The 13,483-nt window shown below is 28.9% G+C and carries 22 protein-coding genes; all 22 read right to left on the bottom strand.

All coding sequences use genetic code 11. The features are described 5' to 3' along the window. Positions 1-140: 140 nt before the first annotated feature. The 22 genes from CAB05_RS06875 to CAB05_RS06770 all read right to left on the bottom strand — a co-directional run bounded on the left by CAB05_RS06875 (position 141) and on the right by CAB05_RS06770 (position 13,405). Positions 141-704, bottom strand: a complete 564-nt coding sequence (locus CAB05_RS06875) for a hypothetical protein (RefSeq protein WP_087999083.1) — start codon at positions 702-704, stop codon at positions 141-143. Between the two features lie 553 nt (positions 705-1,257). Further along, positions 1,258-1,479, bottom strand: coding sequence for a hypothetical protein (locus tag CAB05_RS22065; RefSeq protein WP_158093197.1), 222 nt, complete (start codon positions 1,477-1,479; stop codon positions 1,258-1,260). A 369-nt stretch (positions 1,480-1,848) separates the two neighbouring features. Next, positions 1,849-2,037: a hypothetical protein gene (locus CAB05_RS06865; RefSeq protein ID WP_087999081.1), complete on the bottom strand. Its 189-nt coding sequence runs from the start codon at positions 2,035-2,037 to the stop codon at positions 1,849-1,851. 186 nt (positions 2,038-2,223) lie between these two features. Then, positions 2,224-2,664 (bottom strand): hypothetical protein, encoded by a 441-nt coding sequence (locus CAB05_RS06860; RefSeq protein WP_087999080.1) that lies wholly within the window; start codon positions 2,662-2,664, stop codon positions 2,224-2,226. A 313-nt stretch (positions 2,665-2,977) separates the two neighbouring features. After that, complete coding sequence (locus CAB05_RS06855; protein WP_087999079.1) at positions 2,978-3,169, bottom strand: hypothetical protein; 192 nt, start codon at positions 3,167-3,169, stop codon at positions 2,978-2,980. Positions 3,170-3,275: 106 nt separating this feature from the next. Beyond that, positions 3,276-3,497, bottom strand: a complete 222-nt coding sequence (locus tag CAB05_RS06850) for a DUF6199 family natural product biosynthesis protein (RefSeq protein WP_087999078.1) — start codon at positions 3,495-3,497, stop codon at positions 3,276-3,278. 226 nt (positions 3,498-3,723) lie between these two features. Next, positions 3,724-4,017 carry a hypothetical protein gene (locus CAB05_RS06845; protein ID WP_087999077.1) on the bottom strand — a complete coding sequence of 98 codons (294 nt, stop codon included), beginning with the start codon at positions 4,015-4,017 and terminating at the stop codon, positions 3,724-3,726. A gap of 202 nt (positions 4,018-4,219) precedes the next feature. Further along, entirely contained in the window at positions 4,220-4,693 is a 474-nt protein-coding gene (locus CAB05_RS06840) for a hypothetical protein (protein WP_087999076.1), read from the bottom strand. Positions 4,694-4,859: 166 nt separating this feature from the next. Next, positions 4,860-5,207: a hypothetical protein gene (locus tag CAB05_RS06835; protein ID WP_087999075.1), complete on the bottom strand. Its 348-nt coding sequence runs from the start codon at positions 5,205-5,207 to the stop codon at positions 4,860-4,862. Positions 5,208-5,253: 46 nt separating this feature from the next. Beyond that, the gene (locus CAB05_RS06830) at positions 5,254-5,640 is read right to left on the bottom strand and encodes a hypothetical protein (RefSeq protein WP_087999074.1); all 387 of its coding nucleotides are present in this window, start codon (positions 5,638-5,640) and stop codon (positions 5,254-5,256) included. Between the two features lie 60 nt (positions 5,641-5,700). Continuing rightward, complete coding sequence (locus CAB05_RS06825) at positions 5,701-6,009, bottom strand: immunity protein CdiI family protein (RefSeq protein WP_087999073.1); 309 nt, start codon at positions 6,007-6,009, stop codon at positions 5,701-5,703. A 70-nt stretch (positions 6,010-6,079) separates the two neighbouring features. Further along, entirely contained in the window at positions 6,080-6,577 is a 498-nt protein-coding gene (locus tag CAB05_RS06820; protein WP_087999072.1) for a GrpB family protein, read from the bottom strand. A 173-nt stretch (positions 6,578-6,750) separates the two neighbouring features. Further along, the gene (locus CAB05_RS06815; RefSeq protein WP_087999071.1) at positions 6,751-7,170 is read right to left on the bottom strand and encodes a hypothetical protein; all 420 of its coding nucleotides are present in this window, start codon (positions 7,168-7,170) and stop codon (positions 6,751-6,753) included. 253 nt (positions 7,171-7,423) lie between these two features. Beyond that, positions 7,424-7,675, bottom strand: coding sequence for a hypothetical protein (locus tag CAB05_RS06810; RefSeq protein WP_087999070.1), 252 nt, complete (start codon positions 7,673-7,675; stop codon positions 7,424-7,426). A 197-nt stretch (positions 7,676-7,872) separates the two neighbouring features. Next, a complete protein-coding gene (locus tag CAB05_RS06805) occupies positions 7,873-8,472 on the bottom strand; it encodes a GNAT family N-acetyltransferase (RefSeq protein ID WP_087999069.1) in 600 nt (199 codons plus the stop codon). Positions 8,473-8,702: 230 nt separating this feature from the next. Further along, a complete protein-coding gene (locus tag CAB05_RS06800; RefSeq protein ID WP_087999068.1) occupies positions 8,703-9,218 on the bottom strand; it encodes a YcxB family protein in 516 nt (171 codons plus the stop codon). A 184-nt stretch (positions 9,219-9,402) separates the two neighbouring features. Then, positions 9,403-9,840, bottom strand: a complete 438-nt coding sequence (locus tag CAB05_RS06795) for a hypothetical protein (protein ID WP_087999067.1) — start codon at positions 9,838-9,840, stop codon at positions 9,403-9,405. A 161-nt stretch (positions 9,841-10,001) separates the two neighbouring features. Continuing rightward, positions 10,002-11,243 (bottom strand): hypothetical protein, encoded by a 1,242-nt coding sequence (locus tag CAB05_RS06790; protein ID WP_087999066.1) that lies wholly within the window; start codon positions 11,241-11,243, stop codon positions 10,002-10,004. 202 nt (positions 11,244-11,445) lie between these two features. Further along, positions 11,446-11,937, bottom strand: coding sequence for a DUF2716 domain-containing protein (locus tag CAB05_RS06785; RefSeq protein WP_087999065.1), 492 nt, complete (start codon positions 11,935-11,937; stop codon positions 11,446-11,448). 140 nt (positions 11,938-12,077) lie between these two features. Further along, complete coding sequence (locus CAB05_RS06780; protein WP_087999064.1) at positions 12,078-12,308, bottom strand: hypothetical protein; 231 nt, start codon at positions 12,306-12,308, stop codon at positions 12,078-12,080. 114 nt (positions 12,309-12,422) lie between these two features. Next, entirely contained in the window at positions 12,423-12,704 is a 282-nt protein-coding gene (locus CAB05_RS06775) for a YjcN family protein (RefSeq protein WP_087999063.1), read from the bottom strand. Positions 12,705-12,907: 203 nt separating this feature from the next. Continuing rightward, positions 12,908-13,405, bottom strand: a complete 498-nt coding sequence (locus CAB05_RS06770) for a hypothetical protein (protein WP_087999062.1) — start codon at positions 13,403-13,405, stop codon at positions 12,908-12,910. Between the last annotated feature and the right edge of the window lie 78 nt (positions 13,406-13,483).

Raw genomic sequence — 13,483 nt, 5'->3', positions numbered from 1 at the left:
TTAATAGTTAATAAAGTCCTTTCCTTGTCATCTAAACTGCCAATACTTCAATAAAAAAGAACAGCCGATAGCTGTTCTTGATCTTTGGTAACTCTTTTTCTTCAACTAACGCGCCAGTTAGTTGTACAAGACTTCTTTATTTACAGTAATTTTTCAAGAACAATATACCTATCTATATTACATAATATAGGATTTAATTTTTTTATATCGTTTAGTAATTTTAGAGCTTCATTTTTAGTACTTAACTGAAAAGCACTAAAATGAATTTGAGTTTGATGAATTATTTTTCTACCTAAGAATTCATTTAATGGGTTAAGTAATATGTCATCAACTAATGGTGCATAAGATATATCTTCACTTATTTTTGTATATACTGTTTCAATTTTGAAAATATTAATATGCAAAATAGTTCCCACTTTATTAAATTCAATCCATTTTTCTTGAGCACTCTCAGGCACAGCCAAGAAGACTTGATTATGTTCTTGCAAATATATACGTACTTGATTTAGCAGAATAAAGTTATTTAATAACCACTCGTCTCCCCATTCCCAATCTTCAAAATAGTAGCCAAAAGTATAATCGTTATATGTCACCTCAATAATGCCATGGATATCAAAAACATCCTCTTTCTTTAATTGAGTTAAATTTTGGATATCTTCTAATTCTTTATCTTCTATGATTTTATACCTAATTGAAAACTTCATTCTTTCACCTTCTTCTGGGTTCCTAATATCATTTTAGCAGATATATTTACAATTTTTTTCTATTTCATATTTAATTTCTTATTGAATTAAACTGCCATTTAGTGAAACAAAAAAAGAGTCACCGAAGTAACTCAAGCTATATAACTAACGCGCCAGTTAGTTGAATATCATTTAGTAATTTTTATACTTATTCTTATCAGGAAAAACTTTAAGATACGAGATGAAAATGAGGATTACAAGTATTAACAATAATAATAAATTGATAGGTACACTACTATAAAAAATCTGACTTATATACGCTAAAATTTTATATTCAACATAAACGATTGCTACAAATGCAAAAATCCTTATTATCAATTCAAATAGACCTCTTCTCTTAAATTTATTACTAATATTATAACATCCCTTATTAAACCAAACTGCCTGTTAGCAAAAAGAGGATGATCGAATAGTGATCATCCTCTTTTTGTTGTTTAACTAACGCGCCAGTTAGTTGCAGAAGAGTTTCTTCTTTTAATTAAATTAAAAGAGTCTCATAACAGTTAATGACCGATTAATTTTCACTACTCCTTCTCTTTTGCTTAAGAATTTCAAAAGGAACTACAAATGTAATGTAAAATAATGATATAACTACTAAAGTCGTCACCATAAATCCAATTCCATTTGATAAAAATTTAATAGGCTTATAACCAATTGCCACTAAAGTTAGATAAATAATGTGATATAAATATGCTAAAAAAATAAATATAGAAATATCTTTAAAATTTTGCTTCAAATTTATCTTTTTGGATTCAAAGTAATGAATAGTGTTCTTTCCAATAAAATACACCACTAAATAAAAAAATGAGTCTTTTATATTAATGTCATTTCCACTTAATAATAGAATGGCAAATATTATTCCTATAATGACAAATGGTTTTAATCCATTTTTTAAAAATTGTTTCCTTATTTTGTTAAAAAAGTTCGCATGAGAGTCTCCTAGGATGTTTGTATTTATCTGAATTGTAACATAATTCATCTAACATTAATTATAAAAATTAACCCTTCATTATTGAACTATTTTGCCAGTTACTTGAACAAAAAAATAGACTACCGAGGCAGTCTATCGTTGTTGAACTAACGCATCCGTTAGTTGATTAAGGTACTAGTCATTTTTAATAATAAATATAGCTAAAATTCCTCCTATAAAAGTGACTAATCCGGCAATTAAACCAGTAATATATCGATTGTCCCAATTAACATTATGACTTATTATCGTATTTACAATCGCTGAAAAGGCGGCCATAAAGAATATATGAGAAATACTCATTTTTCCTTTTAAAAATTTCTTCATTAAGTTTCTCCCTTTTTAATTACAATTCATTTATTTACTAATTTATTCTATATAAATAACAAACCTTCCTTTTTTTGATCTATCCTGGCATTTAGAACAATAAAAAAGACCGACGAATCCGTCGATCGTTGTTCAACTAAAGCGCCAGTTAGTTGAATAGTAACTTTTTATATATGAAATATTTTATTAAAGACTCCCTACTGCAATTTCATAAAAGAAAACAACATTGTCTTCTTTACCATTTATCAATCTTTTATAGACTTTGTCTATTGGAAACAGTCTAGTTTCATCTTGTATTAAATGAATTATTTCACCATCTCCGAAAACATTTTCATTACACCATATAATTTTACAATCAGAATTTCTAATAATTACTTCTCCTAAGTAAGCACCCCAGATATGAGCCATTGAATTAATTTGATTTTCAGTTGGTCCAGATTTTTTTACCCTCCTAATAATCTTGTTTAAAATATTCCCATTAAGGTCTTTTGAATAGAAGTCTAGTATATCTTCTAAATCAGTAATACTCTCAACAGAGTAGTTTAAAGTTTTATTAAATGAACTTGCATACTCGGTTGCTAAATTGCATAATTCATTTATTTTATTCTCAATCTTTGTTTCTTTCATAATTGCTTTCTCCTCAAACAAATGACATTTCTATTGTTTAAAAAAACTCTTTTATAGAGTTCTATAAATTTCTTCCTAAGTATTCAACTAACGCGCCAGTTAGTTACATATCAATCTATTTGGTATTTAATAGTAATGTGTTCTCATTTACCATTCAATAGGAATTTCCAAATATTATACAAAATACCTAAAAATTCAAATGGACTCTTACAATAATTCGTTTCAAATTATGACTCCTTAAATATTTGTTTACTTAATGATCTTCAACTAACGCGCTAGTTAGTTGCTTAAGGAATAATTTCAAAATTTATTTTTATTCTTTATCAATCTGCTTCTCAAGCATTTCAATTCTCTTTTCAAGTTCTATTAATTTATCATATCGCTTTTGTGCAGTACCTTTTAGAATACCTTTAATAAATAAAAAGATTACTAATAATATTATTAACCAAAAGCCTATGACTTCAAATAAAGTAGTTGACCAACTTATCCCCGTTCCTGCTCCCAAAATACTACCTCCATATTTTTATTTTTATTTTTATTAAACAAACGCTCCAGTTAGTTAAATGAATTAATTAAATCAAACTTTATCTATTTAAATGTTTTTCAATAAACTATATGTAATAAACAAATGATGTCGCAATAAAATTATATAGGAAATATCCTACAATAAGGGCTAAAATACCACCTATTCGGGCCATTATTAGTGCTGCAGAGCTTGGCTCAACATTTTTGAATTTCCACCCTTCACCCACATACCACCAAATTCTTGGGAAAAGTACTCCTATAACTCCCCAAATAATAAATAAAATTGGAAATAATATAAAAACATTCATACATTCCACCGACCCATGTATTTTTACTAACTATATATATTAAGATGTATCATTAAATAAGATTAAATGATAAAAAGTATTCTTTGAATAATCTCATAAATAAGATTCTATATGAACACTGATACAACCTTTCTCGTTTTCACATTATTAACCGTTAACCAAATAGAAAATGACTGATTAAACAGACATAAGTTCTTCAACTAACGCGCCAGTTAGTTCAACAAGATTATACAATCTTCCAATCTTCATCTTTTACATTGTGATTAATCTTTGCACTTTCTTTTGCATCTTCTAAAGAATCGTGATCAAAATCACCAATTACTTCCCAATTCAAGTCGCAAGAAAATAAATAATATTCACTACTTCCTTCATAATGGCATATAGCCATTGCAGTAATTGGCAATTCATCGATTATTTCATTATCATCACCTAGTATGCCAACCGATCCATAGTTATTGGCTTCGGAATTTATCGTGTGTAAAATTACCCTAGCACCATCCAATTCTATAGGATTATCCATTTTCACCCTCCAGCTAAAGCTTGTAATCTGCAACTAACGCTCTCGTTTGTTGAATAAGAGAATCTATAAAAACAATACTCAATTATCATTATCTTATCATTATCTTATCATTATCTAATTCATTCTAAATATCTGATAAACCTAGCGTATAAATGCCTATCGTAACTTTTTGAAATAAAAAAACCAACTTTTATTAGTTGGCTCACCATTCTGGTTTTAAGATTTTAATTCTAGCTTTTAAAGCATCAATTATTGGGCCACTTGCCGGAAAACCAGTTATGCTGCCTTCGAAATTATACCTCCATTTTATAAAAGCACTACTCATGTCTTTTAACACAGTATCCAAGTCCGTCTTCATATCAGGTATTTTCTGCTTTAAAATCATTACAGTTGGACTTTGTGGTACTAGCATATCATAAATTGCCTCAATCATTTCTCTACTTTCTTTGCTTAATTTACGATATAGCTTATCAAGAAAGTGACCTTGTATTGGTTGGCCATTTTCAATCATATATATACATTTTAAATACAATTCAATACTGAATGCGGTGTTCACAATTATTGGTGCAATATAAGTGCCAATATCATTTGTTTCTGATAATTTTTCATTCAAAGCATTAGAGGCAACAAGAAAATTGTTTGCGGAATCATAAACTGCTTTTGCGTTATAGTTCACTTGTATTTTTCACATCCCTGTTTTATGATATTTCATATTTCGACAGAAAGGACAAAATACCTTTATTTTTCAAACATTATTACTTAGGCCATGTTCAATTGCTACTTTTCCTTATTATGTAAAATCTAATATTTTTAAATATCACAATTAAAATTAATTTTGTTTATTAATCTCCTGCTGCAACAATTTTTTTCCCTGTTTCTAAGGCATCTAGGCAAAGTTCCTTTAATTCCTTCGAAAAAATTTTTAAATCATTACAGTCCTTCTTGTAATTATTAGTTATATATTCACATATTTTTATCAATTCTATGATTTCTTGTTCATTAAATATTTTATCTCCATACGGGTCTAGTCCAAGAATCAAATCTATTCTTTTAAATTCTTTAATCTTTTGTCTAACATAAAACTTCTCTTCTTTAATTAGGTAATCGTGTAGTTCATCTTCAAAAGCTACGTATCTATCAGCATAAGCTGCTCCATTAATTGTATTTGAAATACAGAATTCTAAACTCATTTTTGCTATTTTCCTTTCGTGCTATAGAACTAACGCGCCAGTTAGTTTAATAAACATATTTTGAGCTAAGACCCCAATAGGCATAATCATAGCTCTTTGGATGTTGTAAAAGATACTTTGAACGCTTGATCCAATCTTTAAGTTTTTCTGATTTAGCACGCATCTCTAATTTACTTAGTAAAACGGAAAGCTTTTCTATTTCTTTGACGTCATTTGACCTTACGATATCACCTGTGAAAACGTAAAGGCTGCTAAGAAAAAATGCAGTATGGCAACATTTTTCATCTTCTATAAATGTACAAATCATTGGTATGTTTTCGTAATTATTTACAGCTAATTCCCAATCTTGATCAGGAATTTTCTCATTACTATATGCCCATTCACTTATTTCTAATGAAGTAGGATTCCAAACATCTCTAAATAGTATCTTCATCATCCCCCATACTTAAGATTATGCTATTGAACTAATGCGCCATTTAGTTGCATTACTACTCTAGATGGCAATATCATTTTCAATAATATATCTTTCTCCTAATTTTTCCTTTAATAAAATTAGAACGTTTTCTATTTTCTCTATGTATGATGCTCTTATTGAATCTTCAGCAAAGCCTTTATACTCAAAGGTTATAGAGTCATCTATAAACAATGAGTCATGCACTCTTTGAATTTCCATAAGCTTTTCAACTATCTCTTTTTCACTTCTTAACTCGTCAACTAAGTCATTGTCAAGGAGTTCACCATTTTCATCATAGATCCACAATGGGTAACATTTATATTCTAATAATAGTCTTATTTTTTTCATTTAGCTTTATTACCCCTCAACTTTAACTGTTCATGACCTTCAACTAACGCGCCAGTTAGTTCAATAAGGTTCATAGTTTTTTAAACTCTGGAGTTTCAATAATTCTTTGAAAAAACTCATTTTTGGCTTCTCTGTATTCATGCATTTTTTTACCTTCAAAATTCCTCTTTAAATCATCGTATTCTTTTCGATATTTATCATTTATTAGTAGGACATCTCGGAATTTCCAAAAGAAATCAAATTCAGAGTTTATTATTGTTAATTGTACACCTATTGGAGGATCAGTTGAATCGTCTTTAAATGCCCTAAAACTGTCAGTTTTGACACTGCCTTCATTTAGTTCATATAAGGCTGAAAGAGTCTGAACAGATATTGAGAATTGTTCAGAAGTAACACGAACTTGTATATCTAAATCACCCTTTGTAAGGCTATTAGGGACAGCCGTACTTCCAACGTGCTGGACATCAGCTTCTGGTAAAAGTTTCTTGATTAACTTTTTGTGTAAGAGAAAAGTTTTCTCTACCTTTTCGAAAAAAAGACTGTTGTCAGAGAAACTTACTTGTTCCATATAACCCACCCCATAAGACATTCTTTGCTACTAATTTTACTAATCTATTCAAATAAACTGACATTTAATTCATTAAAAAAAAGTCGCATTTGCGACTCGTTATCTTATTTAACTAAAGCGCCAGTTAGTTCAATAAGAAAACTTGTAGTTCCATATAGAATTGGTGCTATTTACTATTTCTCTATTCTAACTAGACATTTTTCATAAATTGTAATTTTATCGATATTATAATTGTCTAATTGAATTGTACATTCACTTTCATTTGGCTCAAGCTCTTCACCTAGCCAGCAGGGATAGATTTCACAATACTCCCCTGGCTTAAGATACTGTTTTAGAAGGTCACATAAAGAAATAAAATCTCTTTGTGATTTTTTATAATTTCGTGGATAGTTCTTTTTTTGATAATGATTGATCTGCCAAATTGGATTCGGTAATTCAATTTCATAAACATTTTGAGTAGAAAAGTGCTTACTTTGAACATCTCTTCTGTTATTTTCTTCTGAAAAAATGTAACCAATTTCAATTGGTTCATTAGTTACTTTGTCCGTTATTTCTACATTAAAATTACACCCAAGATACGTCGCAAGGCTCATTACATTTCTCCTTTAAACAAGGTTTTGATATCTTATATATATTTTTATATTACACTATAATAAAAAATTAATTGTTAGAGGATATACCATTTTTCTTTGTTTCCATTTAAATCCTAGTTGAACTATACTGCCATTTAGCGCAATAAAAAAACCGACTAAAAAGTCGATCATGTTATTGAACTAACGCGCCAGTTAGTTGCATAAATCGGTTGACTTTTCTAAACAACCACAAATATAGTTCAGTAAGTTTCTTTCACCATTTTGAAATTTTACTCTGTACGTGTTTAAGTCGTAATTTTGCAACAAATTCGTCTTCAAGACTTTCTAAATAATAACTTTCTTGTAATTTACCGTCAACATACAAATGTACTTTGACATGATAAATAAAGCCATCCTCGTCTTCAGGTTGATTATCGTTGTTTTCTTCAATAATTGCTTGAAGATCATACAATTTAATATCCTTTATTAGTTTCTTTACTTCTTGTTCAACTTCCCTTAGTGTCATTTCAATTGCTCCTTGTGATGTTATTTGATTTATAAACCATATTTATATTCTATTTTAAAGCTACAATAACTTCATAAAAAAAAGCCGCAACATAGCAGCTCATATCTTCAACTAACGCGCCAGTTAGTTCAATAAGAATTCCTCAATAGTATTAAGTTGCTACTTCGCCTGAAACGGAAATTTCGTGGAATAGACGTTTATTCTATTTTGTTTAATATTGATATTTGATTAGGCAAATTCATTTCTAAGTACTCCTGTTGAAGAATGCCGTAGATTCCACAATCCTTGTATTGATTATTTTTCCGAATCATATCTCTAATAATGCCTTCTCGTTTCATCCCTACTTTTAACATAATTTTACCTGATGCAGGGTTATCGATACCATGTGTAGCCGATATCTTATGAATATTCATAAAGCGGAATGCAAATTCAACAACTGCATGCAATGCTTCTGTACCATAACCCTGATTCCACCAATTAAAACCTATGTCGTATCCAACCTCACAATTTTCGGTATCTTCATTGATATTATAAAGGTCAATCGTTCCGATTAATTCACCACTTTCCTTTAGGACAATTCCCCAATAACAAAACTTATCGCTTACATATTGTTTAGTAATTTCAGTCAGTCGATTGATTGTTTCGGAAATCGTTTTATGTGGTCCTTTGATTAAATTATCCATTACGCGATGGTCTGAGAATATGACGTCAAACATTCTATTTGCATCATTCATTTCCATTTTCCTTAAAATAAGTCTTTTTGTTTCAATCATTGGTGCGCCTTTGTAATTAATCATACAAACTCCTTTATCTTTTGCAATTTAATTCTTAAAGAATTCTATGTTATTAGTGTACCTATTTTTTAATTTTCAGTAAATTGGAAGAATTTTATATTCTTTCATTTCATAAAAATAGCACTTTCTTTTTGAACTATACTGCCTTCTACTTTAATAAAAAAAAGAGCCACATAAGTGACTCCAGTTATTCAACTAAAGCGCCAGTTAGTATATAAGCAAATTTTTTATAACTATAATAAACTTACTTGTTTTATAGCTAATTTTTCATTAATAAGTTTCTTGAATGTAGTTACGTCATCCTCAGAACAAAAGTATCTTTTAGGAATAACTATCGCCTTGTTTCTCGATATGTACAGCCTAAACAAATCTTCATTTTCAAAAGCTGAAATAATGTCATCCCATTCAATGCATAAATTTGAGCTTTTTACTTTCTGATGTATCCCCTCATTATCAGCGACGAAATTAATCTCGTTTTTAATCAGATTATCACTCTTAAACTCTTTTCGTACACGAAGGTAAATAATAAAACGAAATAACGCAGTTATTAATATTGCTAAGATCACGCATACAATAAATAAGACAACTAATCTAAATTGTGGAAAGATAAATTTAAAACATACAGTGAGATAAATTAAAACAACTAAAAATGAATAAACTAGTTTACGTTTTGTATGATAGAAATTATATTTTTTAAATTCATCAAATGTTAATTTCCCTGCAAATGTAATACTTTCATTGGTATTCAAGTGAACCCTCCTTACTAAATGTGAATAGAATCTCTTTAATGAATTTTATTCTACAACCTTCATTAAATACCTTTATAGTATTCATTAATCGGACAACGACCCTTATCAAAATTAAAAAAGTCGCATCTGCGACTCTTGATTTTATGTAACTAACGCGCCAGTTAGTTACATAAGGACTTATAATTTAAACAGTTGCCTTTTCGAACCCTGTTTCAATTCCTTTTGATAAAACTTCAGTAGTTAATTTTTTACCTAAAGGAATTTCTTCTAAAAGAGAGTAACCTCCACCTTTTTCTCTTTCCATAACTCCAATAAAATAACCTGATTTTTTTCTCCAAATAAAAGAGATACATTTCATATTTTCAGTAGATTTTTTATAACTTTTTATTTTTAATAATTTTTGTAATGGGGTTTTCGAATCTTGACTAGGTTCAGCTGTATGACATAAATTTAAGGCTTTAATGGCATATTCTTCTAACTCTTGTTCAGAATATGGTGATTTTAGTTCTAAAATAACATCCATTTGCACTATGCCATAATCAGTGTCACTATAAGGCACAAAATAACACGTATTATTTAATGTATCATTAAATATGTCTACTATTTTATATTCATATTTCATTAGTTCACCTCAAATAAATTATACAATTATTCATAAAAATTGTTTATTTCTTATTGAACTAAACTGCCATTTAGTGCATTAAAAAAGAACTGCCGAAGCAGTTCGTGGTTGTTCAACTAACGCGCCAGTTAGTTGTATAAGCTAATTTTATAATTAGATAGTCATCTTTTAAATATGTATTCTTTTTCATTAATGTATTGTTGATAAAAACTTAAGATTTTTTCTAAAATAGATTGAAATTGCATAAAATTACTAAAGGAAAAAGTCACATATCTAATGTCTGAATATCCAAAGTATCGAGTGTTACAATATACTAAATCTGTTAATTCAACTTCTTCATTGTTTTCTTTGTTCAGTATATAAACTCTAGCAATACTTGCTCGACCTTTGTTATGATAAAAGCTTACTTTATACAAGTCATTTTCAAAAACAGCACGACCACCTTGCTCTATCTCATGATCTACATATATTTTATTTAAATTAACGGCCTTGAAAAGTGGGTCCGATTTCTCTCCATATAAACTACCCTTTGGTATATCTATCGTGTATTTTTTTATAAATTCATATGCCTGAAAGATAAATTCCTTTACCTTAGTATTTAGTAATGTCTTCAAGTCCTTTTGATTTTTATATTCTAATGTTAATAAAACATTTTTTTTAATCCTTAATTCATCACTAATTTCTTCATTCCTAAATGGCATACTCACGCCTAGATATAATTGATTTTTATTTTCTTTTCTAAATACTAGCTTATATATAAAACTACGGTACATTTTAGAATATGACACATTTTCCTCATCTGATTCGCTATCTAACTTAAATCCGTTACTTTCTAACAATTCATTGAGCTCACTATAAATTGAATCTCTTAAACTTTTCTTTCTCCTTTTTTTCTGGTTAATCATCTCTATGTGCCAAGTTAAGTAATCATCACTTGACCATTCATTTAAATATTCATATGTAATCCATTCTACTTTATTGAATTCAAATGCCTCTTTAAATAAATCCAGTGCTTCATAGTATCCTTCTTGTTCTATTGCTTGATAAAACAACTGCAATTTCTTTGGATTTGTTGCTAAGTCACGTAGTTCTTCTAAATTTTTATACAGAATTTCGTCTTCTTCAAAATGAACCTCAAAATAGCTTTTAATATCGCCTTTGATATATACACTTATTCGGCAGAAATAATCCGCGTTATATTCAAAAACAATGCCAGTGTTATTTAGATGGGAGGATAATTTCTCACAACACTCTTTATTGAATTTCAAACCTTTTTGGATAACTACTGCTGTCCATTTATCGTTAACAGGAAATATAAATCCTTTTTTAGTTATAATTTTTTCAATATCTTTTGTTCTTAGATTTGATTGATTTATTAAAATCGTACTCGTTACTTCACTCATAACATACTTCCTTTCAAAAATAGAGACATTATTTTTAAGCATAAAGAGAATTTTGACTTTCTTACTTAATCGGATAAGTACTAATTCTCCTCTTTCATACTTATAACCTTCAACAACTAAACTCTCAGTTAATAAAAAAAGAGCCGCAATTGCGACTCGATCTCATATTGAACTAACGCATCCGTTAGTTGAATAACTTCCCTTATTTTTCACGTAAAACTGTATGAAAAATTTTCGGTTTGTTATCTTTTATTACCTCAATTATTTCTTTCCCAAAAACAGTAATTGTCTGTTCCCAAGGGTGAGTCAAGACTCCCCATTTAAAATTTTCTTGAATAAAGAAATAATAATCTCCATCGGGGATTGCTGGGATTATCCATCTATTTAATTCATCTCTTGGAAATTCTAAAAATGCATTAACCGAGTAACAATCATGTTGCCAATCTAAAGCATAGAAATATTCATTTGGCTTAGTTAACAACTTAAAACATTCTAAAAATTTTGTTTCTAAATCAAAGTATAATTCTTCATGATCAATTGCTCCCCAAATTGAGGAAATATCATAAGTAATAAAAGGTCTTGATGGGCTATAAGAAGGAAACTTCTTCATACTTGGTTCAAAATTGAATTTTTTATCAAAATTATCCCATACATTTCTTCTTTCTTTATCGTTTAGCTCAATCCAATTTTTCAAATTAGACTCCCCTTTAGATGTAATGTAGTTTTACATTCTATTTCTGACATTTTGTGCAATAAAAAAAACCACCGAAGCAGTCGACCGATGTTGAACTAACGCGCCAGTTAGTTGAAGAAGATTATATTTAAAGATGTATATTACCATTCAATATCCATATAAATTTCTGAAAGAAGTCTTCCTTCGATTTTTCCAATTTTAAATAGAGCCTCAGAGGTTTCAAACTCCTGAGTATAAGAATCCCTAACTCTCGTAAAATAATATGCTCCAGGATTTTGGCTTACCCAATATTCTTCATTTTGATATGTAAAGGAGTATTCTTCCCCAATTGCTATACCTTCTTGGAATTCAATAAACTCTTTTAAAGTCATCTTCCCACCACCTACAAACTTTTACAAAAAATATATCTCTTGTGTAACTAATGCTCTCGTTAGTTAAATAGGATTCTTTAGTATATTCTTTTACATATTAGATTAATTCATTAATTATGGACCTGAACCAGAAGAAACCCAGTACATTCCAATAATTGATCTCTTAGCGTAAAAGTAACTTACGCCACTTCCAGTAAGTCTATCTTCCCAACCCTCAGAGTAATAACCCTTACCATACATTTTATCATTACCTATATATTCCAGTTTGCTAAAGGCAACAATAGGGTGTCCCTTTATAAACATGTAACTTCTTATTGATAAACTAGGTGAGATATATGTTGATAGAATTATTAATGCAGAAATTCCTATAATATATAATTTACTTCTTTTTATCATTACAGATTTTCCTCCATTTTAAAATTAACCTTTTCAGTATTTCAATCATAAAGAATTTATTACATGATAAACACTGGAAATTTATACCTCTGTTCGATAGTTATATTAAACTTCCTTCCAAAACAAAGAAGACTGCGAAGGCGGCCGAACTGTTATGTAACTAACGCGCCAGTTAGTTACATTAGGAAATGTAAATTTTTATATCATCTAACAGAAAGTTCTTTTTCAAATTGCAAACTCAAATAACGATATTTAATAATTATTTTATTTATTGATTCGTCATGTAAAACACTAATACCATAAATCTTATCTTTTCCTGTTAAAGTACCATTGTTTTCTTTTTCTAAAATATAAGATGGTGACGTATTAGGTTCAATACTTATTGAGTTTATATTCTTAAATACATAATTTTTCGCTTCTTTGTTAATGAATGAATCTGTTACAATCAATGGTTTGAGTGCATTATTTACTTGAATTTTTACATTTAAAGGACGTTCATTGGTATTTACTGATACTTCTGTAATATCAATTTTTTTCCAACCTTTATTACCTACTTGAATAACTACTCCATTTTTCTTTTCAAGCCAAGCGATAGTACCAATTTCTAATGGTGGGTTTCGCTTCATAATAGGTTTGATTCCTATCAAAATTAATAAAATAACTATAGCTAAAACAATCACTATTTTTTTAAAAACTGACAATTTGATTGCCCCTCTCTTTATGTAACAATTCAATTTTGTATTCAACTATACTTCCTAAATACTTAAATAAGAGCTAAT

It is taken from the genome of Gottfriedia solisilvae, assembly GCF_002128405.1.
Taxonomy (GTDB): domain Bacteria; phylum Bacillota; class Bacilli; order Bacillales; family Bacillaceae_G; genus Gottfriedia; species Gottfriedia solisilvae.
Note: the sequence above shows the minus strand (reverse complement) of the source record. Positions and strands in the feature narration are given on the sequence as shown.

Bases quoted from the DNA above. Each gene is read 5' to 3' on its own strand.
- CAB05_RS06875 (WP_087999083.1), bottom strand. From the start codon at position 704: ATGAAGTTTTCAATTAGGTATAAAATCATAGAAGATAAAGAATTAGAA.
- CAB05_RS06865 (WP_087999081.1), bottom strand. From the start codon at position 2,037: ATGAAGAAATTTTTAAAAGGAAAAATGAGTATTTCTCATATATTCTTT.
- CAB05_RS06860 (WP_087999080.1), bottom strand. From the start codon at position 2,664: ATGAAAGAAACAAAGATTGAGAATAAAATAAATGAATTATGCAATTTA.
- CAB05_RS06850 (WP_087999078.1), bottom strand. From the start codon at position 3,497: ATGAATGTTTTTATATTATTTCCAATTTTATTTATTATTTGGGGAGTT.
- CAB05_RS06845 (WP_087999077.1), bottom strand. From the start codon at position 4,017: ATGGATAATCCTATAGAATTGGATGGTGCTAGGGTAATTTTACACACG.
- CAB05_RS06835 (WP_087999075.1), bottom strand. From the start codon at position 5,207: ATGAGTTTAGAATTCTGTATTTCAAATACAATTAATGGAGCAGCTTAT.
- CAB05_RS06830 (WP_087999074.1), bottom strand. From the start codon at position 5,640: ATGAAGATACTATTTAGAGATGTTTGGAATCCTACTTCATTAGAAATA.
- CAB05_RS06825 (WP_087999073.1), bottom strand. From the start codon at position 6,009: ATGAAAAAAATAAGACTATTATTAGAATATAAATGTTACCCATTGTGG.
- CAB05_RS06820 (WP_087999072.1), bottom strand. From the start codon at position 6,577: ATGGAACAAGTAAGTTTCTCTGACAACAGTCTTTTTTTCGAAAAGGTA.
- CAB05_RS06815 (WP_087999071.1), bottom strand. From the start codon at position 7,170: ATGAGCCTTGCGACGTATCTTGGGTGTAATTTTAATGTAGAAATAACG.
- CAB05_RS06810 (WP_087999070.1), bottom strand. From the start codon at position 7,675: ATGACACTAAGGGAAGTTGAACAAGAAGTAAAGAAACTAATAAAGGAT.
- CAB05_RS06805 (WP_087999069.1), bottom strand. From the start codon at position 8,472: ATGATTAATTACAAAGGCGCACCAATGATTGAAACAAAAAGACTTATT.
- CAB05_RS06795 (WP_087999067.1), bottom strand. From the start codon at position 9,840: ATGAAATATGAATATAAAATAGTAGACATATTTAATGATACATTAAAT.
- CAB05_RS06790 (WP_087999066.1), bottom strand. From the start codon at position 11,243: ATGAGTGAAGTAACGAGTACGATTTTAATAAATCAATCAAATCTAAGA.
- CAB05_RS06780 (WP_087999064.1), bottom strand. From the start codon at position 12,308: ATGACTTTAAAAGAGTTTATTGAATTCCAAGAAGGTATAGCAATTGGG.
- CAB05_RS06775 (WP_087999063.1), bottom strand. From the start codon at position 12,704: ATGATAAAAAGAAGTAAATTATATATTATAGGAATTTCTGCATTAATA.